The organism is Desulfovibrio inopinatus DSM 10711 (assembly GCF_000429305.1).
Classification (GTDB): Bacteria; Desulfobacterota; Desulfovibrionia; order Desulfovibrionales; family Desulfovibrionaceae; genus Alteridesulfovibrio; species Alteridesulfovibrio inopinatus.
The window spans coordinates 184,218-205,777 of the sequence record NZ_AUBP01000005.1 but is presented as its reverse complement, the minus strand read 5'-3'; the positions used below and the strand labels follow the sequence as shown (position 1 = coordinate 205,777).

The following is a 21,560-nucleotide window of genomic DNA, read 5'->3' as shown; positions in this document are numbered from 1 at the left end:
TGAAAAAGAATAGTGATCTCGGAATCAAATTTTATATTAAACGAATGTGATGATGAAATGAAATGTTTATATTACGAAAAAAGAATCTCTTTGTACAGGGTGTTTGAATTTAATTTTGTATCGTCAAACGTTGTTATGTAGGGGGAGTTGTTTTATTTTTTATTCATTGAGCGTTGTTGTTATTGTATTTATCATGTTATGATTAAAATATGCAGTAGTGTGTTGCACGATAAATGTCTAAAATGATGTATGATGTTTGAAATATGGTGTGCTCTTTCCGCATTGATTGGAGGTGACGAATGAGTGGTTTGACTTCTTGATCATGTGGCAAGGAGTCTCGTGATGTTGAGGGTGTTATTTTCGTATGCCACAATCAATATGTCGATTCTGTCTAAGACCGAAGTATGGGTTGAGAATGTCGGTGGAGTTCTTTTTCCATGCTACTATTGGGTGTTGAGTGCTGGCGTGCGATGGTGCAGAACGCGCAGAGACTGTGGAAGAAATCCTTTTCAGACTTAAATATGTCATTTGCGTTGCAAGGTTGTTCTTCTTCGGTGTGGAGGGGGTGAGGTATTGACGGGAATCTCTTTACCGCCTAAATTGCTATGCATAAAGAGAGTACCGCATCGGCTTATGTTGAATGAATGAAAAACCTGAAAAGACGCCGAAGAGCGAATTGGTAGTGCTTTGCGAAGCCTTCGCCGTTCAACGGCGCGATCGTTGTGGATCCCCTCATGAAATCAATATCCCGCAGTTTCTCTCTTCTTTTTGTCGTTTTGGCTATGTTGTGCTGCACGAGTAACGCTTTCGCCGACCGGTTTATTGCTGTTTCCGATTACTGGTGCCCTTATGCGTGTCATCCTGGGAATATGTCGGGATATATTGTTGATATATTGAAGTTTTCCTTTAAAGGATCCCCCAATAAACTCGATTATGAAATCGTGCCGTGGCAGGAGGCCTTACGGTTTACCACCACAGGCAAATATCAGGCTCTTATTGGGTGCACCAAGGACGAAGCGCCAAACTTTATTTATCCAACTGAACCAGTAGGATATTCCTCCAACGATGTCTTTGTCAAAAGTGATTCCAACAAAGAGTTTAAAGATGTCCATTCCTTTGCCAATGGTATCCTTGGAGCGGCGTTTGGGTATGACTATGGAGACGATGTAAACTGGTATATTTTGCAGAACCCCACAAAAGTGGTTTTGGCGAGTACAGATAAGCCCGTCATGGAAAATTTGTTTATGCTCGTCAACGGGAAAGTTGATTATATTATCGGCGATAAAAATGTCGTAGAATGGGCCGCCCGTCAGTTGGGTTTTCTGGGAAACATAAAGAATATCGGCAGTGTCGGAGAGCCTATCCCTATCTTCGTCGGCTTTACCCCCGTAGATAAGGCATCCCCGGAGCTGGCCAAAACGTTGGATACAGGACTTGCTGCATTACGTCAGAGCGGAAAGTTGCAAAAGATTCTTGACAAATACAGCGTAAAGGATTGGAAGTAGCGCCGCACGAAACCTCTTTTTCTCTCTTCATTCCCAAACCAAATTATTGAGATGAACGGCACGGCACGGTCATAGAGGTTTGCCGCGCCTGCAAGGAAGCATTGCATCAATGAAAAATACCGTAACAAATCCGCATTTGCGAAATATTGCCATTATCGCTCACGTTGACCATGGAAAAACAACACTCGTCGACGCCATGTTCAAACAAAGCGGTTTATTCCGTGAAGGTCAGGCTGTTGATGATCGACTCATGGATAATATGGACTTGGAACGTGAGCGTGGCATTACCATTGCCGCCAAAAACTGCGCCGTTGTATGGGATGACGTCAAAATTAACATTGTTGACACCCCTGGCCACGCCGACTTTGGTGGAGAAGTCGAACGCGCCCTGTCCATGGTCGATGGAGCTGTCCTTTTGGTTGACGCTTCCGAAGGGCCGCTTCCCCAAACACGATTCGTTCTCGAAAAAACTCTTCGTCGGGGGCTGCCGGTTATTGTTGTTGTCAACAAGATTGACCGGCAGGATGCACGTCCCGAAGAGGTTATCAACGAAATTTACGATTTGTTCATCGACCTTGGTGCCGATGAGGAACAATTGGAATTTCCTATATTATACGCCATTGGGCGAAACGGTGTCGCTGCAAAGACTCTGGACCAAGAACTTGTTGATTTGCGCCAGCTCTTCGAGACGATTTTGTCGGAAGTTCCCGGACCGACGTATGATCCTTCCGAACCGTTTCAGATGCTTGTCTCCGACCTGGGATACTCCGATTTTCTCGGCCGCTTGGCCGTGGGAAAAATTGCCGGTGGCTTCGTCAAAAACAATGAAAGCCTGATTTGTAATGGTGAGAACGACCGCGTCACACCGCTTCGAGTGACACGTATTCAGGTTTACGAGGGCTTGAGCCTTAAGGACGAAAACGAGGCTGAACCTGGTGATATTATCGTATTGTCCGGGATTGAAGACGTGAAAATCGGGGATACGATTTGTACGCGCGATAATCCCCGTACGCTGAAGCGGTTGCATGTCGATGAACCGACCGTCTCCATGAAGTTCACCATTAACTCGTCCCCATTGGCAGGACGAGAAGGGAAGTTTGTGCAGTCGAGTCGCATTCGCGAACGGTTGTTCAAAGAAACACTGCTCAATGTGGCTATCCGAGTCGAAGAGACCGAGGAACGTGACAGTCTCATCGTCAAAGGCCGTGGTGAATTCCAGCTCGCCATTATCATTGAAACCATGCGTCGAGAAGGCTTTGAATTGAGCGTGGGGCGGCCTGAAGTCATTTATAAGTATGAAGACGGCAAAAAGCTTGAGCCTATCGAACGCCTTTTTATCGATTGTGACGAGAATTTTACCGGCGTGGTGACGGAAAAGTTGTCCATCCGAAAAGGTCGCATGGTCAATCTTATCAATCATGGTTCGGGACGCGTTCGTCTCGAATTCAGCATTCCGTCGCGTGGCCTCATTGGATATCGAGATGAATTTTTAACCGATACCAAAGGAACCGGTATCATGAACTCGTATCTTGAAGGGCATGAGGAATACCGTGGCGATTTTCCGTCTCGGTTCACCGGCTCCATTGTGTGCGACCGTCCTGGCTCGGCGGTGGCATATGCTTTGTACAATCTGGAGCCACGAGGTCAGCTCTTCGTTGTTCCTAATGATCCTGTGTATGAAGGGCTGATTGTCGGTGAGCATAACCGCGACAATGATATTGACGTCAACCCAACGAAAGAAAAGAAGTTGACCAATATGCGGGCTGCAGGCAAAGACGAGAATATCGTTTTATCACCAGTAAAGCCTATGACTCTTGAACGGGCCATTCACTTCGTCAAAGAAGATGAGCTGGTTGAAGTCACGCCGGTGTCCATTCGTTTGCGGAAGCTCGAACTGTCCGCGACCAAGCGGTACACCATGCGGAGCCCAAAGAAGAAATCGAAATAATTACCGCCTGGCCGACTCTGGCATGTGGCGGAACTGGAGGAACCTCCATGAATTTTCGCTCCATCATTACAGATAGGCCGGGATTGTTTATTACTGGAAGTATTGTCATTACTGCTGTAATGGCCCTCTACGGGGGACAGGTCTGACCATTTATTGACAGCCTGTCCCCCGTGCTATTGGGGACACTCATTTTCATCGGCTTCGTGCCTGCTTTTTTTCTTCGAGGTCCATTGGAGAGGCGGTTGGTTTTGTCTCAACCGCGACTGGCGCAGCCGCGACGACAATTCTGGTTGGACTACGGTCTTGTTATTTTGGCTGGGATTGTGTCATCCAATATTTTATATTGGTGGTTTCATTTTCCTTTCGTAAGCCCGGCTCAACTTATGACCGGCATTCTTGCATCTGGTTTTTTCTTTGGACTTGAAGGCGCTTTGTCGCGTCAACGTACTCTTCTCTCTCAGGCCGCTTTGGGAAATGCCGAATACGAGCCACCAACAGCGTTTCGCCCTTTAACTCGTTCTTTTACCTTTGTTGCCATCTGTACGACCATTTTCGTTTCAGTCATCCTTGGTCTTATCTGGTTTAACGATGTCCGTTGGGTGACAGAGATGGGGGGCAACGACTGGGTGATTGACCAGGCTCGTCAGTCTGTACTGTTAGAGATTGTTTTTGTTCTGTTTGTATTATTGTTCGAGGTTATGCGCCTCATCCATCTCTATTCGACGAATCTTTCAATGCTTTTTGGGTTGCAGACTCGAATATTAGAGCGAGTGGCCAAAGGGCGTCTGGATCGATCCGTTCCAGTGGCTGCAAGTAATGAATTCGGTGTTATTGCTGTTTATACAAATTCCATGATTGAGGCCTTGCAGCACAGACTCAAACTCATGGGGGCTTTGCGTGTGGCGGAGCAAGTCCAAAAAGGACTTCTTCCAGATACGCCTCCCGTCATCCCCGGACTTCAGATTGCAGCGTCCAGCGTGTATTGTGATGAAACCGGTGGTGATTATTACGATTTTATTCCAACTCAAAACGGTACGGCTATCGTTGTTGCAGACGTGGCCGGGCATGGTATTGGACCGGCGCTGCTTATGGCTGCAGCACGTGCTTTTCTTCGAATGGCACCGTGTGGCGATCCGGCTGAGCGTCTTGGCAAAGTCAACGAGATGCTTGCCCAAGATGTCGTTGGTACTGGACAATTTGTCACGCTTTTCTATCTTGAGATACTTCACGAAAATCGTTGTGTCCGATGGGCGAGAGCAGGGCACGACCCCGCATTGGTGTATGATCCCGTCAGTAAGTCGTTTTATGAATTATCTGGTTCGGGTTTGCCCTTGGGAGCGATTGAGGACGCGAAATACAAAACCGAAGGCCCCAAATGCCTTCCGCCTGGAGCATTGCTTGTGCTCGCCACGGACGGCATATGGGAAGCTCGAAATGAAGATGGAATCATGTTCGGCAAGGATCGTTTTCGAGATGCCATTGTCGAATACTCCACGGAAAGCACTCAAGATATTGTTTCAAAAGTCCTCCAGGCGCTTGACGACTTTGTGGGCCAGGAACCGTACGACGATGATATCACGCTCGTTGTCATCCGTTTTTTGTCTGAGGCATAGGGTTTACTCTGCACAGGAAGATCCTCCTCAACCGGAATCTAGATCTTTTGAAGAGTTCGTTCGCATGAATGTGGCAATGATGGAAAAGTAGCCAGGAAGCAGTGACTTGAGTTTATGTTTTCCCTGAGACGTCAGTCGAATATCGAGAGATCGACTATCTCTCTCAGCTTTATCGATGGTTATGAAACCAGCTTTTGACAAACTTTGCAGCGTTGTTGTCAAGACAGGCTTGGAAACATCAAGACGTTGCAGAATATCCTTGGCTGACATTGCGTCTCGTTCCGGTTCGCGATCAAGAATAATAAGAATAAGAAATCGAGTCTGCGAGAGCTGCTGAGACCGAAAATAGGCTTCCAACTCCCGCAGAAGCAAAGACGCATTTCGCATCATGTGCAAAGCGTCCTTCGTTGCTGCTGTATCCATTTCATCAAATTGTGCCGCATACGCAGAGAGCATGCGATCACTTGGAAGGTCTTTCAGGAAGAACACATTGAAGCCTTGGCGTTGGTAAATTGTTTATGACGGATTTTCCAACCTGTTGTGGTATTGATCAAGCTTATGAAATCAGTGAATTCGTGACCGAATGCCGGCGCGTATGCTTGAACAAACGCTATGTTTTCCTTTTGTTCAAGCGCGAGTATTCGTTTGACATACGGTTCTCCGCTTTGTTTTTGGCTGGGGCGGCTCAGAACGCGCTCCACAAACTCATCCAATGTCCATTGCGTATATTTTCCATCGAAAAAGCCGACAATCATGGCATCTTCATGAAATGCCCTTCGAATTTTTTTTTCATCAGCCTCAAATGTTCCTTCAAAATACCATAAAACGGGTTGAGTGATGGCGTCGTCTGCGTGTGTCATGGTAAATCCTCGTATTGGCGTGTGCTGAGCTTGCATATTTCGTTCATGGCTATTTAGTTAGCATGATAACTAAATAGCCATGAACGAATTTGAGGTCAAGCACATTGATTGCCAGTACGTGACAGAGAGGGGGGAAGGCGGGTATAGAGCGGTATCATGTCAACGCCAGAATCGTCTTCTCATCACAATCCTATCGCCGCTATTTTCAAACAATCCTGTCGGTATCTTGGCCGCCCCAAAGATACTCGTGTGTATTGGCGACGGGTTCGCCGGCGAGACTTTCTGTTGCATCTTGGTGCGATTGTCATTGGAGCGCTGGCCGCGGCTGGAGCGATTTTGTTCCGAACACTCATCGATTTTTTTCAGACGCTTTTCTGGCCACATGGTGCTACGTTCTTTGATAAAGTCACGGTATCACCCTGGTGGTTGCTCCTGTTAGTTCCCTTTTTCGGCGGACTTGTCGCAGGACCTGTCATTACGTTTTTTGTTCCGGAAGCCAAAGGACCAGGGGTTCCGGAAGTCATTCTTTCTGTCGTTAAACAGCAAAGTTACATTCGTCATCGGGTAACATTTCTTAAAGCAGCGGTAACGAGTTTACTCATTGGTTGCGGTGCTTCTGTCGGTCGGGAAGGTCCCATTGTGCAAATTGGGGCATCTGTAGGATCATCATTAGCTCGTCTTTGGAAACTCCCACTGGATTTGCGTCGTATTTGTCTCGCCTGCGGAGCGGCGGCAGGTATCGCTGCGACGTTCAATGCGCCGTTAGCCGGAACATTGTTTGCCATTGAGGTCATACTGTTTGACCTTGAAGTCGCCTACATTACGACTATTATTATTGCAGCTATTACGGCGTCTAAGCTCTCCCGTTTGTTTTGGGGAGATTTCCAGACGTTTCATCACGGCCATTTTGTTGTCTCGCATCATGCCGAAATTGGGATGTACCTCGTCTTGGGGCTACTTTCCGGACTTGTCGCCATCCTTTTTGTGCGGTCTATTTTCGCCCTTGATCGGCTTTTTTTCTGTCTGCGACTCCCGGAATGGACAAAGCCCGCTTTAGGAGGACTTCTCCTCGGTGTGCTCGGTCTCTATTCGCCTTATGCGCTTGGCGTGGGGTACGAGTCCGTCAATATGGCGCTCGACGGTTCAATGACGCTGCAGATCGCTTTTTTGGTCTTTTTTACTAAAATTGTGGCGACATCATTGTGTATTGGGTCCGGCATGAGCGGGGGGATTTTTGCGCCGTCATTGGTGCTTGGAGCGGTTACCGGCACAGCATTCGGTTTTGGTCTCAATGCGCTGTTTCCTCTTTTGGGTTTGCATTGGTCGGTCACTCCGGCGAATTATGCCCTGGCCGGAATGGGGGCCATTGTCGCCGGAACGACGCTTGCTCCGATTACAGCGATTTTGACAATTTTTGAGCTGACGATGAGCTATTCAATCATCTTGCCGCTTATGGCCGCGTGTATTGTCAGCGCAATGATAGTGCGTCGTTTCTATGGATATTCCGCCTACGAAAAGAAGCTGCTTGATCGCGGGGTGAATATTGTCCGTGGTCATGATGTCGGGGTGCTCCGCAATCTCATTGTACGCGATTTCATGACCCGAGAGTTTGAAAGTCTCTCGCTGAAGGATACTTTTTTCGATGTTCTTGGTCGTGTTTGCCGATCCAAAGAACCGCAATACGTTGTTCTTGATGATGAGGAACGTCTCGTCGGGGTGGTCACTTTACGCGATATATCGCCGTATCTCGGCGATTTTCACGAAAACAAAGATGCGCTGACGGCAAAAGACATTATGTCGTCCGAAGTCGTCACCTTGACAGAAAATGCCGACTTGGAGGATGCGCTCAATATCTTTGAGCAGCATCGAGTCTCATTTGTCCCGGTTGTATCACAACACTTTACAGATCATGTTATTGGAACGTTGAAGAAGGATGACGTGCTTTCCGCGTATAAAACCTGGGTTATTAAAGATGGTTTTCTTTCGTGCGGTTGAGAATGCCATTGTGGTCTCAACAAATTTTCCAATATGTGTGAAAAGGAGCATTCATGCCGTTTCTTCATGTTGACGCCAGCTTGTGCCGCAAAGACGGACTGTGCGCCAAGGCCTGCCCGGCAAATCTTATCCTTGCCGGCGATGGTGAAGTGCCTGTTTTTGTTGAAGAGAAAAAACAGAAGTACTGTATTGGGTGTGGGCATTGTGTTGCGGCCTGTCCTCACAATGCGCTTTCTCTGGAGTCGATACCTCCTGGACCTGTGGAGCCCATACGACGTGAGTTGCGTCTCACTCCTGAACAGGTCGTCCAATTTCTCAAGTCTCGACGTTCCATTCGTCGATTCAAGCCTGTTCCACCTTCTCGTGATACATTGGAAACGTTGCTGGACGCTGCACGTTATGCGCCGAGTGGACATAACGCTCAACCCGTGAAATGGATCATGGTTGCTGCTCCAGAACGCGTTGCAGAGATTACCCGTCTTATGGTCGACTCCATGTCTGTACTCATCAAATCTGATCCTGTTGTTGCGAAGAAGTTCTTTCTTGCAGGGATCGTGAAAGCATATAGAGCCGGTCGTGATTTGGTGTGTCGCAATGCACCCTGTCTGGCGATTGTTGTTACTTCTGGACACGCAGTCACCGCACAGACCGATGCGTTGGCCGCAGCTGAATATCTTGATTTGGCAGCCCATGGCTTGGGGGTTGGTGCGTGTTGGGCCGGGTATGTTGCGCTTGCTTGCAAAGAATATGAGCCTTTACGCGAAGCTCTTGAATTGACGCCAGATGATACGGTCCACGCCGGTCTCATGCTTGGCTATCCAGAGGAACGCTATTTCGCCATTCCACCGCGGAAGTCTGTCAAAGTGACTTGGGTCGAGTAGGGCATATGGTGCTTTTCAAGCAGATAAAAACGATTTGAAACGCATTTTCAACGGTGCATACACGGTCTGCACGCCGATTTTCATGGTCGCACATTTCGCTGCAACATCGCAGAGCACAAAAATAAAAACGGGGCGGTTGAAGAGAGGCCCCTTCAACCGCCTAGAATACTTGGTGTTCGTGTTTCGTCAGTTCTGCAAATTTCATTTCACGATCAACGCGGCGATATCCATAACATTGGTCTTGGTTGGCCCGGTGATGAGCAAATCATCGAGTTGTTTGAAGTAGTTATAGGAATCATTGTGGTCAAGAAACTGGGTGGCATTCAGTCCCAAGACATTGCCACGGCTGACAGTCTCTGCCGTAGCAAAGGCGCCAGCCGCATCGGTTGGGCCATCGGTTCCGTCTGTTCCTGCACTGAGAAACGCGAGATTTTGGGAAGGGAGGCCTTCAGAAGCGGCTTTGTCGAGCTCCAACGCAAAGGCAAGTGCCATTTCCTGGTTGCGTCCACCTTTGCCTTTGCCACGAATGGTCACCGTGGTTTCTCCTCCTGCCAAAATGCACGCTGGACCAGCGGTCGGCCGGCCGGTGCTGGCTGCCTCAAGGCCTACCGACGCAAGAAATTTCGCAACCTGCGATGCTTCTCCATTCAAGGTAGACGTCAGAACAAGAGGGTGCAATCCTAACGATTGCGCCTTATTGGCGGCAGCAGCCAAGGCTTGTCTATTATTGGCAAGGATATAGTTCTCGACGTTGTTGAAAATGGGATCGCCTGGTTTGAGGGTTTCGGCTACTGCTTGGGCCAATCCAGCTTCAAGCAACTCCAGGACATCTTCAGGAAGCGACGGGCGGAGTTTAAAGGCGTCGATGATGTTCATGCAATCGGCGAATGTGGTTGGATCCGGGGCGGTTGGGCCAGACGCAATGGCACTCAGGTTGTCGCCGATTACATCGGATACAATCAGGGTGACGACCCGTGCCGGATAGGCTGCTTGGGCGAGACGACCACCCTGTATACCGGAGAGGTGTTTTCGGATCGTATTGATTTGATGAATTTCAGCCCCGCACGCCAGCAATTGCCCGGTGAGACGGCGTTGGTTGACAAATGAGACAGGTGCCATAGGGCAGGGGAGGAGTGCGCTGGCTCCCCCTGTCAAGACGACAAAGACGAGATCGTTCTCACCGAGAGGTGTGACAAGTTCAAGGATTTCATGGGCAGCATGAAATCCGGCCCGATCCGGAACAGGATGGCTGGCTTCAAGCAGCCGAAGAGTAGACAAAGGAAGACCATGCCCGTATTTGACCACACAGACGCCGTCGTCGAGGTCATCACCTAAAATATCTTCCATGGCTTTGGCCATGGGAGCGGCCCCTTTTCCTGCGCCAGCAACGACAATGCGCTCATAGCGGGATAAATCAATGGCCTGGTCATTGATGAAAAGATGATCGCCTTGACGACGCAGGTGATTGAAAACAGCCGTATCCGGGCTTACTGCTTGAATTGCGGCTTGAACTATGGTTTGCAACTGGTCTTTAAGCGCCTGGGACATGGCATATCCTTCTGAGTTGTCTCCCCGGTCGCGTACGAACGCATGAACAAGGAGCATGTTTTGGGAAAGGCTTCGAAAGAGTCGAACGTCGTAATGGAAAAGATGGCGGTCGACCCAGAATTTGACTTGATGTACTTCATGAGTGTCAACAACAGCAATCAGATTGAGCAGGGTCTGCTGGAGCAGTTGGAAACCTATTGGAAAGCGTGGAAACCGCTTTTGCATGCCTATCGCTTCTTCCGTCCGGAAGAGGAAGACAAAGGTTATGTTCTCGTATTTTTCAATGGCGACGTCGAAGACGCAGTAGAAGAGGTCTGGCAGAATTCTCCTTCAAGTGGCATGGCTGCTCATAACTTGGCTATTTCCCTGGTCATGCTTGCCGTGCAGGGACTGGTTCCTCAAGTCATGGCCGGAGCATGTGCGCCATTACCGAAGCCGGACAAGGACATTCGCAAAAAGTTTAAAAAACTTGGTTTGGAATGGCGCGATGCAGGTACCGTCAATCGGAATTATGCGGTTTTTACTCCATTTCCTTATGCCGGTGGATGTGAGATTTGCTATCTGAAAGACGATTGTCCGAAGAGCGCTTACCGACCGCAGCCCGATTGTAATACGTTTTGTGGCGTTAAACTTCCGTAAGAGCAATGTGTTCGGGGGCCGTCGTTGATGGCCTACGAGATGTCGCCAGCCCAAAACCGCGGAGAATTCCCGGTTTTGGGCTGGCGGGCTTATTTTCAGCATTCGTTACACTAATTCCACAACGCCTGTGAGTTCAGACCCGGCTTTGATGACAACAGGTCGACTTGTGGTATTCTCCAGCGTGACATCCCCTTTGATGACCACGTCCTTTTCAAAAACGACATTGCCTTTGATGGTGAGTGAATCACATTGCAAGAGTGATGGGGCTCCATGAGGAAATTTGGCAAAAAAATCGTCAATTTTTTTGTAATATTGGGAATCCAACGATATGATCGGAAGATCCTTTTTCCGTTCAGGGTTTTGGATAACGGTACCTTCCTCGGTGAGGAGGTAACAGTCGGACATGACAACAAGCAGGTCATTTGTCGTTTTGACTGGAGCGAAACGCAAACGCGGCACACCAAGTGCTTTGGCACGTTTAAAGTTGGAAATGGCTGACCCCATCGCTGTTTCTATTTGGACGACGTGGGGGGAAGAAGAGTTTCTCGGGTCTACAGTTTTAGGATTAATGATCATATCAAGCGGCATCATGCGGTTTTCAATAAAAACCGTTTCAAGTTCTTTCAAATCAAGCCAGAGAGAATTTGTATTGAAATAGCGATATTTTTCAATATCTTGAAAGGATTCAATTTCATTGGATGGACATTGCGCGACTTCGCGAAGGACCAGACTGCCTGTTTTATTCAGTCGGGCCAAGTGGCCACCTTTTTTGTCGGAAGCAGTCCGTCTCGCGACTTCCATCGCAAAAGGAATTTCTTCTTCAACCATATAGCCGAGAACCCGTTCATCCATGATGGCGCCAAGGTTGTCGGAGTTGGAAACGAACGCGTAGCGATATCCGTTTTCCAGGCAAGTTTTCAGCACTTTTGACGTGACCAGTGCGGTATAAAAATCGCCATGTCCCGGGGGGTTCCATTCAAGTTCCGGGTTACTCGGCCATTGAGCGGGTTTATAATCTTCCTCGAGAATTTTGGGATAGCGATGCTGAACAAAGGCGAGGGGGATACCGGTTTTACCGTTATCAAATCCATCCTTGTCGGCAAGCATCATCGTATCGAGGTGTGTTTTAAAGCTGTTCATGAAGACCAGCGGCAGCATGGTCTTGTGCATCTCACGAAGTTTTTTCACCTGGGTAATGATGACATCGAGAAACGATTTATTTCCACGGACAGGGATCAAAGATTTTGCCTTTTCAAGTCCCATACTTGTCCCAAGGCCGCCGTTGAGCTTGAAAATGACAACACGATGCATGGACCGGCGTCCAGCTTTTGCATAATCATCAAGGTCAAGATAGCTTTTGACGTCTTCATCCTTCAACGGTGAGATTTCTTTGTCGGACAGCTTACCTTGTGCACCGTAAACATATTGGGAATAATAGCATTTGAAAACATTGATTACGATGGAGGGCATTCCCTGCTCCTCCATTTTCAAGGCAAAAGGCTTGAACATTTGCGAAATGTTCATGTCGGTTTCGGCAGCCTTGATGCAAGACATTCTCATGGGTATCTCCTTGCCGGGAAGGTGGTTTGCTGGGAGCAACCGTATTCAATACACGGCATAAATGTATGACCGCGAAAGTGTACAGGTAACAGTGTTATATCATGGCAACTATGAAGAATTCAAGGCAATATCAAAGCAAAACGGCCTTTTTCGGTCGCGGTGACGGATAATCTGGAGAGAGACGATGACCAAACGCGACCCCGAGGATATTTTACGAGAAGTTTTTGGGTACACTGCATTTATTGGTTTGCAACATGCCGTTATTGATCATGTCATGTCCGGAAACGACACCGTGGCCATTATGCCTACAGGCAGTGGTAAATCGTTGTGTTATCAGATTCCGGCTCTGGCTCGCCCAGGAATGGGGGTGGTAATCTCGCCGCTCATTGCGCTCATGCATGATCAAGTTGACGCATTGATACAGGCCGGGGTGCATGCCGTCTATGTGAATTCTTCCATGTCATTGGCAGAACGGAATCGTGTAGAGCATGAACTTGAGCACGGCAACATCGACTTGTTGTATGTTGCTCCTGAGCGATTTGCGATTCCTGGTTTTCTGGAACGTCTGGAACGTTTGTCTCTGTCTTTGTTTGCTATTGATGAAGCGCATTGTGTTTCTCAGTGGGGACATGATTTCAGGCCCGACTATCTGAATTTATCCGTCCTTGCCGAACGATTTCCCCATGTTCCCCGTATAGCCTTGACGGCAACGGCCGACACTCCGACACGTCGCGATATTGTGGAACGCCTCGATATGCCGAAGGCTGAAGTGTTTTGTGGAGGATTCGATAGACCCAATATTCATTATGCCGTTGTCCCCAAGGATCAGCCTCGGCGACAACTCCTTACATTTATTCGGGAGCATCACGAAGGGGACTGTGGTATTGTCTATTGTCGGTCTCGCAAGAAAGTGGAGACGACGGCCGAATGGTTGGTTGAGCGAGGTATTCCGGCGTTACCGTATCATGCTGGTCTTTCCGCACAAGTGCGGCAGATCAATCAGGATCGGTTCATGCGTGAGGATGGTCTTATCATCGTGGCGACAGTGGCCTTTGGTATGGGAGTTGATAAGCCCGATGTGCGTTTTGTTGCCCACCTTGATCCTCCCAAAAGTTTAGAAGCATATCATCAGGAAACCGGACGGGCGGGACGCGATGGATTGCCGGCAACAGCGTGGATGACATACGGTCTGGGGGATATTGCGAGTTTACGACAATTACTCTTTTCCAACGGAGAAGACAGCCCGGCAAAGCGTGTGGAGCAGCATAAACTGACTGCAGTTCTTGGATTTTGCGAAACTGCCGAATGCAGACGCAAGGTGCTTCTCGGGTATTTTGGAGAAGCCCTGGAAACGGGATGTGGAAATTGCGACACGTGTCAACAGCCGGTGGAAACGATTGAAGGGAGCGTGTTGGCCCAAAAAGCGCTCTCGTGCATATTTCGCACTGATCAAATTTTCGGGGCTGGTCACTTATCGGATGTGCTTGTCGGCAAAGTCACTCCTGTGGTGGCGCGGTTTCATCACGAGAGGGTGAGTACATTCGGTATTGGTACCGAGTTTGATCGAAGACAATGGATGTCTGTGTATCGCCAGCTTGCCGCTTCCGGGGCGTTGACAGTCGACGTGGAAGGGCATGGAGGACTCAAGCTGAATGCGAAGTCATGGGAGATACTGAAAGGAAAGCGTACCGTTACGTTTCGACTTGACCCCGTGCGGACGAAGAAGAAAACAACAGTAACTCGCCGTTCGAGGCGATTCATCGAACTGGCGACTCCTCTCGACGAAGCTCTTTTTGAACGTCTGCGGGCCCTTCGTGCTGAGCTTGCGACGAAACGCGGTGTACCTCCATATACGGTTTTTCATGATCGATCGCTCGTCGACATGACCATGAAGAAACCGTGCTCCGAAGATGCCTTTTTAGCCGTACATGGTGTGGGACATGCCAAAGCCGATGCGTATGGCGAACTCTTCATGGATATCATTCGGGCGCATGTAGAGGAAAACGGATTATGCGAAGTGAAGCCCGAGGATATGGAGAGTCCGACACAGGAGGCCTATCTTGCACCGGAGTCAAAAGAGAAAGCCGTCAAAGGTGATTCACGCAAAGAAAGTTTCGAACTGTTTCAGCAACTAGAAAATATCGAAGCTGTTGCGCATCGTCGTGGCTTGTCTACCATGACGATCACTAAACACCTGGCGTGGTATGTCGAACAAGGACAGTTGGATCTGCATCGGGTCGTTTCCCTTGATGCAGATACTCTTGAACACGTGATGAAGACATTTCGTCAGATCGAGACGGAACATGGCAATATGTTACGCCCTGTTTATGAAGCACTCGGAGAGCGCATCGATTTCACAACGCTGCATTTTGTGAGAGCGGCGATGGTTGCGCAGTCCTCGTCATAAAAAAGGACGAAACCGATGAGCCGGTTTCGTCCGCACGATGGGATATGTCCTACCAGGAGCAAGTATCCTTAATCACAATGCTGCTTCACAAGATCTTCGTCATGTTTGATTTTGGGCAGTACGAGATTCAGAATGACCCCCAGAATACCGGCCAGACCGATGCCACCGAGTTTGAAAGAACCGAGGTGGAAGGTCATACCACCCACACCCATGACCACAATCAATGCGACAATAGCCATATTGCGCGGATGCATGAGATCATGTCCTGCACGCACTAGTGTATTCATACCCACAACCATGATGGCTCCGAACAGTAAAACCATGATGCCTCCCATGACAGGGACAGGAATGGTTTGCAAAACGGCACCGAGTTTCCCGATGAAGGCAAGTAAAACGGCTGTTATGGATGCCCAGGTCATAATACCGGGGTTGAACATTTTAGTCAGCGCAACGGCGCCAGTGACTTCAGAGTAAGTTGTATTGGGTGGTCCACCAAGGAATCCTGCAAGGGCCGTTGCAAGTCCATCCCCCATCATGGTGCGGTGAATTCCTGGTTTTTCGATGTAGTTGATATTGGTGACCGAGCTAATTGCTAAAATATCTCCAAAATGCTCAATGGCCGGAGCAATGGCCACAGGGACAATGAACAGAATAGCTTCCCAATTGAATTCGGGAAAAACAAAATCCGGCATGGCGAACCATGGTGCGGTGGCGACGGGAGAAAAGTCAATAATCCCAAAGAAAAGGCAGAGGATATAGCCGGCAGCAATACCAAACAGAATGGGAATAAGTTTGAAAACGCCTTTGCCAAAAAGCGAGGCAACAATTGTCACCGCCAGAGAAATCATTGAGATGATCAACGCTGTTTGCTCGGGAACGAGGACAGCCGAACCATCACCGGTTTTCCCCATGGCCATATTCACAGCGACTGGGGCCAGAATGAGGCCAATAACCATAATAACAGGACCGGTGACAACAGCAGGTAACAGTTGGTTGAGAAATGCCGGTCCGCGGGCTTTGATTAGCAGACTTAACGCAACATAAAAGAAGCCGGCTGCGCAGAGTCCACTCAATGTGCCGGGGATACCCCATGTCTGAACTCCGTAAATAATGGGTGCGATAAACGCAAACGAGGAAGCAAGGAAGACCGGAACTTGGCCTTTGGTTATCAATTGGAAAAGAAGGGTACCGGCCCCGGCCGTGAACAGCGCGACATTGGGGTTGAGGCCGGTAAGCAGAGGAACCAGGACCAAGGCACCGAATGCAACGAAGAGCATTTGGGCTCCGAGCAGGGCATCCTTGATCGAAAAGGAATAAGTCGTGGAGTTGTGCGATTGCATGATGTTTCCTTTACAGGCTGTCGAACATACATCTCCTGCGCGCCTGGGAAACGTTCAAAATATCGCATTTATTCAGAATGTTTGCTGTTTCTGAATTATGAGCGCGCTTCGCATCAGATATGTATTGAACAGCCTGTTGATTGGGACACGTTCAGATGGAGTTCGGGCCTATTTTGTTCCGAAAATTTTGTCTCCGGCATCACCGAGACCAGGTAAAATATAGCCGACTTCGTTGAGCCGCTCGTCAATGGCTGCCGTATAAATTTCCACATCGGGATGGCGTTCTTCCAATTTGGCAAGGCCTTCAGGAGCGACAACGAGAAACAATCCTTTGATTGTTTTACAACCCGCCTTTTTGAGCAGGTCAATGGTGGCGATCAAAGTACCACCAGTGGCAAGCATGGGGTCGAGGATGAGGGCTGTACGTTCCTCAATCGAGTTGGCGAGTTTGACATAATAGCTCACCGGTTCCAGTGTATCTTCATTCCGATACATGCCGACAACACTGATTTTCGCGCTGGGAATCATATCCAGAACGCCATCCATCATGCCGACACCTGCTCGAAGAATGGGAAGGACGGTTATTTTTTTCCCTTTGATCTGTTCAACTTCAACCGGTCCGGCCCAACCTTCGATAGAAATGGTTTCTGTACGCAGATCTTTCAACGCTTCATACGTGAGCAATCTGGCGACTTCATTGGCCAATGCGCGGAACGTTTTCGTGCTGATGTTTTTTTCTCGGAGAAGTCCGAGTTTATGCCTTACCAATGGATGATCAACAACATGTACGGGCATGATTGTCTCCCTTATGACTGTGGGTGACGAAGGTCCTTGGTATCAAGGACAGCTTGTATCGAAAAAAATCGATGGGTTCTACATACCAAAGAGAAGTCAGGTCAAGTCGTAAACGTGTCCCCTGGAGATACTTTTCATTGTTTTATTTGATGACTTGCAAACTTGGAGTAAGTTTGACAAGAAAACGCAGGCGGCTACAAAAACAGGGAAAAAAAGTGCGTGGGGTCTTTTTTTCTTATGTATGGAGTGAGAGTTGGTTGATCAAAATCTATTGATGACAAAATATGTTTTTTTTCTTTCATCAAAAGATAATGTGGGCAGTCAAGCGTGTTTAAAAATTCAAATATGAATGAAAGGAAAGCCGCAACCTGAGGGGTACAAACGATATGGGCGGAAAACGAAGCTATTGGGTTGGCGGACTTGTCCTTTTGTTGGCGTGTATCTTCTTTTACGGATGCGGACAAAATGAAAATACAAATAATACGTCGGAAGTCGACAAAATAAAAGCATCCTTGGACCAGGATCAGCGAGAAGAACAGCAAGCTGCGCTTTCTCAAAAAGAAGAAAAACCAGTTCGTCCACAGGGGCGGGTTCCCGTCGTTGTACCACAAATTTCTCAAAAGTCAGAATTACCGAATATACGCATTGTAGAACCAGAGCAGGAAGGGGACATTGCTTCAAATGTCCCGGGTAACGATCAAGCATCAGAAGGCGAGCAGGTGGCTGTTGCGGCAGAAACTCAGGATGATTCTTCTGTCAGCATCGCGCAAACTCCCCTTCGTGATAGTTTGCAATTAATAACTGTGGTGACTCCTCGCTGGTCGTCAAATTCCTGTGTAATGCAGCTCTATACCCGCACTCGGGACGAAGATTCCTGGACCACGCAAGGAGATGCTTGGCCATGTGCAGTTGGTCGTAATGGGGTGGCTTGGGGAAGAGGCAAGCTCATGATTGATGAGTCTGGGCCACGAAAACGAGAAGGTGATGGAAAATCACCAGCCGGAATGTTTGATTTATCCGGTGCATTCGGACGAACACCTGTCCAACAAGCCGACACCGCGGGGGTAACGCTGAATTATCGGGAAATCACGCCGGATACGGTGTGTGTAAACCAATGGGGAACAGAGTTCTATAATACTATTGTGGATGTGAAGCAAAATCCTGAAGCTGCAGGCCTGCATGCAGAACAAATGTATCGCTCATCGGAAACGAACACATGGGGACTGATTATTGAACATAATCGGCAGCATCCGGTTGAAGGTGCGGGAACATGTGTTTTCGTGAATGTGTGGCCTGGACCGAGACGTCCAACCGGTGGCAGTGTCGGGAGTGATATTGCGCATATACACGATCTTGTTCTTACACTTGACCCGAGGAAGAACCCCGTCCTCGTGGTTCTTCCTAAGGCAGTGTATCAGCAAAAAAGTCGCAAGTGGGGACTTCCAGTTTCCCACTAACAACCGAAGAATATGCGCGTCATAATGGGGTGAGTCTACGATTCTGTGGCACTGTCCTTATCGGCAATGCGTTGCAGAATGCGGGCAATGGTGGCTGTGGTTGAGTATCCAGGAAGAAGCGGTAAGCTATAGACCGTACCTCCTCGTTGTTCTACCACATCTCGTCCGACAATCTGATCGAGCGTATAATCCCCGCCTTTGATAAGGACATCGGGGGCTATTTTGCTTATGAGTTCAAATGGGGTGTCTTCGTCGAAAGCAACGATATAGTCCACACTGGAAAGACCGGACAATACCAGTGCGCGGTCGGCAAGCGGTGTTACCGGACGTGAAGGGCCTTTCAGTCGTTGGACAGAGCTGTCTGTATTGAGTCCAAGAACAAGGATATGCCCAAAAGCCCGAGCCCGCTCCAGAAGATCGACATGGCCAGGGTGGAGCAGGTCGAAGCATCCGTTCGTGAACACAATTGTTTCACGTTCTCGCCGAGGACGGAGCAATGCAATGCATGTCTCGCAGTCGACGATCTTCTGGGCGTGGTTGTCAATGTGCATAACGTTATGGACGAAGGTGGCGGTTTTCTCCAAAAAAGACCAGTCCTAACCATTCCAGACCAAAAATAAGACATTCCAGATCGTCTTTGAGAATCGCTTGTTTCCGTGCATCCTCAATGTTCAAGCGGTCGAGAATGCCGATTTCGTCCAAAAATCCACGAAACCCATCCAGGTTATATTGCGCGAGGAAGGCCATGTTGGTCTGTTTCGGGTTGAGACGGACACGTTTGTCGCGAGCCAGAGCCATAAGACGCATATATTTATCGTTGAATTCGTTGTAAGTGGCAAGATCCTGATCTTTGAGCCATTCAGCCGAGGTCCAGTTTTGGGATTGTTCGAATCCACGGCAATGCGGTTCCTGGACAATGAAAAATTGTTCGATAATATTGTCTTCGTTGTCGAGGCGTGTGGCTCGACCCAGAGGATAGGTGCGACATGCTCCAGGACGATTCGGGTAGACAGCGCATCCCTTTGCAGTCACAAACGGACAGCTTTTTTGGGCGTTATCCTCCATATTCAAATGAAGCATAGGGAAACCCGTGTCTGGAGAATGTGTGAGTGTCGCGTAATTATTAATGAACTCCTGGCTGGTCAGGTGTAAAGCCTGACGAAGACGATACACGTCGTACGGAGTGAGCATAAGTGTGAGGTCGCTACAGCAAGCATTGAAGCACGGAACTTCTGGGTGGCAAGCAAATTGGAATGATTCTCCCGGATTGAGTTCGGGGAGGCTTTTTAAAAAACGGTCAGTTGCGTCGTGGTCAGACATGAAATCTCCTTGAAGTGACATACCGGACAAAGAGCCTGAGGTTTATTGGAACGACAGGTGCTGTCTTTGCGTTGGCGGAGGGGGACTCTATCAGGAGCATAGTGGAGCGAGCAAGTCCCAATGCCACGTCGGTCTTGACAGAGATGAGGAAAGAAGCGAACGTTTTCGGGCTTTATGCGAGATTGTTGTTTACGGATGGAGTGGGAAATCGGCTGGCCTCAAAGTGAGGCGACCTTTGAACTCTTCTCAGGTGAACTATGACAAACGCCATATCGTTTCGCATTGAGAATGCGTTACCCAGCCTGGAACAGGTCGCTGAACACGTCGAGGCGTTTTGTAGCGAAAACGGCTTTACGCCGAAAGATACCTACCATATACGCTTAGTCTTGGACGAGCTTCTCACCAACGTCATTCAATATGGCTATACGGACAATGTGGTCCATTTTATATTGGTCAATCTGGCAAGCGATGGAGAAGTCTTGACTGTGCACATTGAAGACGATGCTGCACGATTCAATTTACTGGAAGTTCCCGAACCTGACGTTCATGCACCGATTGAAGATCGGCCTATTGGGGGCTTGGGAATACATCTTGTGCAGAAGCTGATGAACAGTATCCGATATGAACGCATCGGAAATAAGAACAGAATAACTTTGAAAAAGCGGATATGTTCCACAGAAACAGGGGGCAAATGTGATGGATCTTGTTGCGAAAGATGTGAATGATATTGCTGTACTTGAAATCCAAGGTCGCCTTGACAGCAATACGTCGAAGGTTCTTGAAGATAAAGTGACCGAATTGTTAGGGCAGAATACGAAAAAAATGTTGATGGATTTTAATGGTGTAGACTACATCAACAGTACGGGGCTTCGTGTCCTTTTGCTTACGCTTCAGCAATTGAAGAAGCGAGAAGGGCGCCTTGTTTTGTGTTCCATCAAAGATTACATGAAAGAAGTCTTTGATATTTCTGGATATACAGAAATTTTTCCTATTTACCCGAGTCAAGATGAGGGTCTTAAGGATCTTTCCTGAGTTGGATGAGCTAAATAGCTCTCTACAAGCGTCATTTTTGTGAGGATATCCATGCACAGGCTGCTTTTTGCGTTGCTGTTCCTGCTTCTCTTCACCGTCCCATCTATGGCCGAAGACGGGGTTCCAATGGAAATCGGTGGATTTACGCTCTTACATAATGTGAGCGAATATAAAGACACCGTGAAGATGACCAAGGCTGCAAAAGAAATGTTTCAAGAGTATCTGCAAATTGTTCCGGTATATCCCCCTGCCGGATTTCGGAGCGGGTATTTGACTCTTGGCGACTGTGCGGCCGTTGGTTCGATATTGCGTGTTAAGCTTAACTATGCCGACCCTTCCATCGACTTTTTCAACAAGGTTTTATCCGGCTTGGAGAATCGATACGGTGATCCGGACGAGTGGAGAGGAAACGCTTTCGGTACCTTGCGGACTTGGAAATGGAGTATTCAGAAGGAAGGTAAACCCAAAATTAGCATGATTTTGCAACATTATGCCGGAAAGGATGAGGCATATACGGAAGGGAATTCCATTCGTCTCGCTGTCTGGGATGAGATTTTGCGGGAAAAAAAATGTGCTGCACAAAAAGTAAAAGATGGGCAGCAAAAAAGCGGAGAAACAATGCCCACAACTCCCGATTGGTATCTTCCCAGGTAAGCCGAC

General features: G+C 48.4%; 19 protein-coding genes. 11 read left to right on the top strand and 8 right to left on the bottom strand.

Features of this window, described 5'->3' with window-relative positions; genetic code table 11:
* Positions 1-734: 734 nt before the first annotated feature.
* From G451_RS0105480 to G451_RS0105470, 3 genes are all read left to right on the top strand, one after another.
* Positions 735-1,505, top strand: coding sequence for a substrate-binding periplasmic protein (locus tag G451_RS0105480; RefSeq protein WP_027183459.1), 771 nt, complete (start codon positions 735-737; stop codon positions 1,503-1,505).
* Between the two features lie 109 nt (positions 1,506-1,614).
* The gene (gene typA, locus G451_RS0105475; protein WP_027183458.1) at positions 1,615-3,453 is read left to right on the top strand and encodes a translational GTPase TypA; all 1,839 of its coding nucleotides are present in this window, start codon (positions 1,615-1,617) and stop codon (positions 3,451-3,453) included.
* Between the two features lie 152 nt (positions 3,454-3,605).
* Positions 3,606-5,066 carry a PP2C family protein-serine/threonine phosphatase gene (locus G451_RS0105470; protein ID WP_342663754.1) on the top strand — a complete coding sequence of 487 codons (1,461 nt, stop codon included), beginning with the start codon at positions 3,606-3,608 and terminating at the stop codon, positions 5,064-5,066.
* Positions 5,067-5,093: 27 nt separating this feature from the next.
* Here G451_RS0105470 and G451_RS0105465 read toward each other — a convergent pair whose 3' ends face one another.
* The gene (locus G451_RS0105465) at positions 5,094-5,522 is read right to left on the bottom strand and encodes a MarR family transcriptional regulator (protein ID WP_211236335.1); all 429 of its coding nucleotides are present in this window, start codon (positions 5,520-5,522) and stop codon (positions 5,094-5,096) included.
* Positions 5,523-5,542: 20 nt separating this feature from the next.
* Positions 5,543-5,926 carry a nuclear transport factor 2 family protein gene (locus G451_RS32355; protein WP_051261190.1) on the bottom strand — a complete coding sequence of 128 codons (384 nt, stop codon included), beginning with the start codon at positions 5,924-5,926 and terminating at the stop codon, positions 5,543-5,545.
* 156 nt (positions 5,927-6,082) lie between these two features.
* On the opposite strand from G451_RS32355, the gene G451_RS27825 reads away from it, so the two are divergent.
* Together G451_RS27825 and G451_RS0105450 are read left to right on the top strand one after the other, a co-directional pair.
* Positions 6,083-7,921 carry a chloride channel protein gene (locus tag G451_RS27825; RefSeq protein WP_084448397.1) on the top strand — a complete coding sequence of 613 codons (1,839 nt, stop codon included), beginning with the start codon at positions 6,083-6,085 and terminating at the stop codon, positions 7,919-7,921.
* Between the two features lie 53 nt (positions 7,922-7,974).
* Positions 7,975-8,802, top strand: coding sequence for a nitroreductase family protein (locus G451_RS0105450; RefSeq protein ID WP_027183455.1), 828 nt, complete (start codon positions 7,975-7,977; stop codon positions 8,800-8,802).
* 201 nt (positions 8,803-9,003) lie between these two features.
* On the opposite strand, the gene G451_RS0105445 is transcribed toward G451_RS0105450, so the two are convergent.
* Positions 9,004-10,350 (bottom strand): glycerate kinase type-2 family protein, encoded by a 1,347-nt coding sequence (locus G451_RS0105445; RefSeq protein WP_027183454.1) that lies wholly within the window; start codon positions 10,348-10,350, stop codon positions 9,004-9,006.
* 60 nt (positions 10,351-10,410) lie between these two features.
* On the opposite strand from G451_RS0105445, the gene G451_RS27820 reads away from it, so the two are divergent.
* On the top strand, positions 10,411-10,989 hold the full coding sequence (locus tag G451_RS27820; protein ID WP_245587774.1) for a hypothetical protein: 579 nt from the start codon (positions 10,411-10,413) through the stop codon (positions 10,987-10,989).
* 105 nt (positions 10,990-11,094) lie between these two features.
* On the opposite strand, the gene G451_RS0105435 is transcribed toward G451_RS27820, so the two are convergent.
* Positions 11,095-12,549, bottom strand: a complete 1,455-nt coding sequence (locus G451_RS0105435; RefSeq protein ID WP_051261189.1) for a UTP--glucose-1-phosphate uridylyltransferase — start codon at positions 12,547-12,549, stop codon at positions 11,095-11,097.
* Between the two features lie 184 nt (positions 12,550-12,733).
* Here G451_RS0105435 and recQ point away from each other — a divergent pair, with 184 nt between their 5' ends.
* Entirely contained in the window at positions 12,734-14,956 is a 2,223-nt protein-coding gene (gene recQ / locus G451_RS0105430; protein WP_027183452.1) for a DNA helicase RecQ, read from the top strand.
* A 68-nt stretch (positions 14,957-15,024) separates the two neighbouring features.
* Here the strand turns inward: recQ and G451_RS0105425 are convergent, their stop codons facing one another.
* Positions 15,025-16,296, bottom strand: a complete 1,272-nt coding sequence (locus G451_RS0105425; protein ID WP_034640861.1) for a uracil-xanthine permease family protein — start codon at positions 16,294-16,296, stop codon at positions 15,025-15,027.
* 168 nt (positions 16,297-16,464) lie between these two features.
* A complete protein-coding gene (upp, locus tag G451_RS0105415) occupies positions 16,465-17,091 on the bottom strand; it encodes a uracil phosphoribosyltransferase (RefSeq protein ID WP_027183450.1) in 627 nt (208 codons plus the stop codon).
* A gap of 386 nt (positions 17,092-17,477) precedes the next feature.
* Between upp and G451_RS0105410 the strand changes: the two genes are divergently transcribed.
* Complete coding sequence (locus G451_RS0105410) at positions 17,478-18,548, top strand: hypothetical protein (RefSeq protein WP_027183449.1); 1,071 nt, start codon at positions 17,478-17,480, stop codon at positions 18,546-18,548.
* A 35-nt stretch (positions 18,549-18,583) separates the two neighbouring features.
* On the opposite strand, the gene rfaE2 is transcribed toward G451_RS0105410, so the two are convergent.
* Positions 18,584-19,099 carry a D-glycero-beta-D-manno-heptose 1-phosphate adenylyltransferase gene (gene rfaE2, locus G451_RS27815; protein ID WP_051261188.1) on the bottom strand — a complete coding sequence of 172 codons (516 nt, stop codon included), beginning with the start codon at positions 19,097-19,099 and terminating at the stop codon, positions 18,584-18,586.
* Positions 19,100-19,103: 4 nt separating this feature from the next.
* Positions 19,104-19,868 carry a YkgJ family cysteine cluster protein gene (locus G451_RS0105400; RefSeq protein WP_156921525.1) on the bottom strand — a complete coding sequence of 255 codons (765 nt, stop codon included), beginning with the start codon at positions 19,866-19,868 and terminating at the stop codon, positions 19,104-19,106.
* A 257-nt stretch (positions 19,869-20,125) separates the two neighbouring features.
* Between G451_RS0105400 and G451_RS27810 the strand changes: the two genes are divergently transcribed.
* From G451_RS27810 to G451_RS27805, 3 genes are read left to right on the top strand one after another with little or no spacing between them, the layout of a single operon-like run.
* A complete protein-coding gene (locus G451_RS27810) occupies positions 20,126-20,593 on the top strand; it encodes an ATP-binding protein (RefSeq protein ID WP_051261187.1) in 468 nt (155 codons plus the stop codon).
* Positions 20,565-20,900, top strand: a complete 336-nt coding sequence (locus G451_RS0105390) for an STAS domain-containing protein (RefSeq protein WP_027183447.1) — start codon at positions 20,565-20,567, stop codon at positions 20,898-20,900. Before G451_RS27810 ends, G451_RS0105390 begins: the two co-directional genes overlap by 29 nt.
* Positions 20,901-20,951: 51 nt before the next feature.
* On the top strand, positions 20,952-21,554 hold the full coding sequence (locus G451_RS27805; protein WP_051261186.1) for a hypothetical protein: 603 nt from the start codon (positions 20,952-20,954) through the stop codon (positions 21,552-21,554).
* Positions 21,555-21,560: the final 6 nt, after the last annotated feature.

Coding starts and splice junctions, on each gene's coding strand:
- G451_RS0105480 (WP_027183459.1), top strand. CDS start 735: ATGAAATCAATATCCCGCAGTTTCTCTCTTCTTTTTGTCGTTTTGGCT.
- typA (WP_027183458.1), top strand. CDS start 1,615: ATGAAAAATACCGTAACAAATCCGCATTTGCGAAATATTGCCATTATC.
- G451_RS0105465 (WP_211236335.1), bottom strand. CDS start 5,522: ATGCTCTCTGCGTATGCGGCACAATTTGATGAAATGGATACAGCAGCA.
- G451_RS32355 (WP_051261190.1), bottom strand. CDS start 5,926: ATGACACACGCAGACGACGCCATCACTCAACCCGTTTTATGGTATTTT.
- G451_RS27825 (WP_084448397.1), top strand. CDS start 6,083: ATGTCAACGCCAGAATCGTCTTCTCATCACAATCCTATCGCCGCTATT.
- G451_RS0105450 (WP_027183455.1), top strand. CDS start 7,975: ATGCCGTTTCTTCATGTTGACGCCAGCTTGTGCCGCAAAGACGGACTG.
- G451_RS0105445 (WP_027183454.1), bottom strand. CDS start 10,350: ATGTCCCAGGCGCTTAAAGACCAGTTGCAAACCATAGTTCAAGCCGCA.
- G451_RS0105435 (WP_051261189.1), bottom strand. CDS start 12,549: ATGAGAATGTCTTGCATCAAGGCTGCCGAAACCGACATGAACATTTCG.
- recQ (WP_027183452.1), top strand. CDS start 12,734: ATGACCAAACGCGACCCCGAGGATATTTTACGAGAAGTTTTTGGGTAC.
- G451_RS0105425 (WP_034640861.1), bottom strand. CDS start 16,296: ATGCAATCGCACAACTCCACGACTTATTCCTTTTCGATCAAGGATGCC.
- upp (WP_027183450.1), bottom strand. CDS start 17,091: ATGCCCGTACATGTTGTTGATCATCCATTGGTAAGGCATAAACTCGGA.
- G451_RS0105410 (WP_027183449.1), top strand. CDS start 17,478: ATGGGCGGAAAACGAAGCTATTGGGTTGGCGGACTTGTCCTTTTGTTG.
- rfaE2 (WP_051261188.1), bottom strand. CDS start 19,099: ATGCACATTGACAACCACGCCCAGAAGATCGTCGACTGCGAGACATGC.
- G451_RS0105400 (WP_156921525.1), bottom strand. CDS start 19,868: ATGTCTGACCACGACGCAACTGACCGTTTTTTAAAAAGCCTCCCCGAA.
- G451_RS27810 (WP_051261187.1), top strand. CDS start 20,126: ATGACAAACGCCATATCGTTTCGCATTGAGAATGCGTTACCCAGCCTG.
- G451_RS0105390 (WP_027183447.1), top strand. CDS start 20,565: ATGGATCTTGTTGCGAAAGATGTGAATGATATTGCTGTACTTGAAATC.
- G451_RS27805 (WP_051261186.1), top strand. CDS start 20,952: ATGCACAGGCTGCTTTTTGCGTTGCTGTTCCTGCTTCTCTTCACCGTC.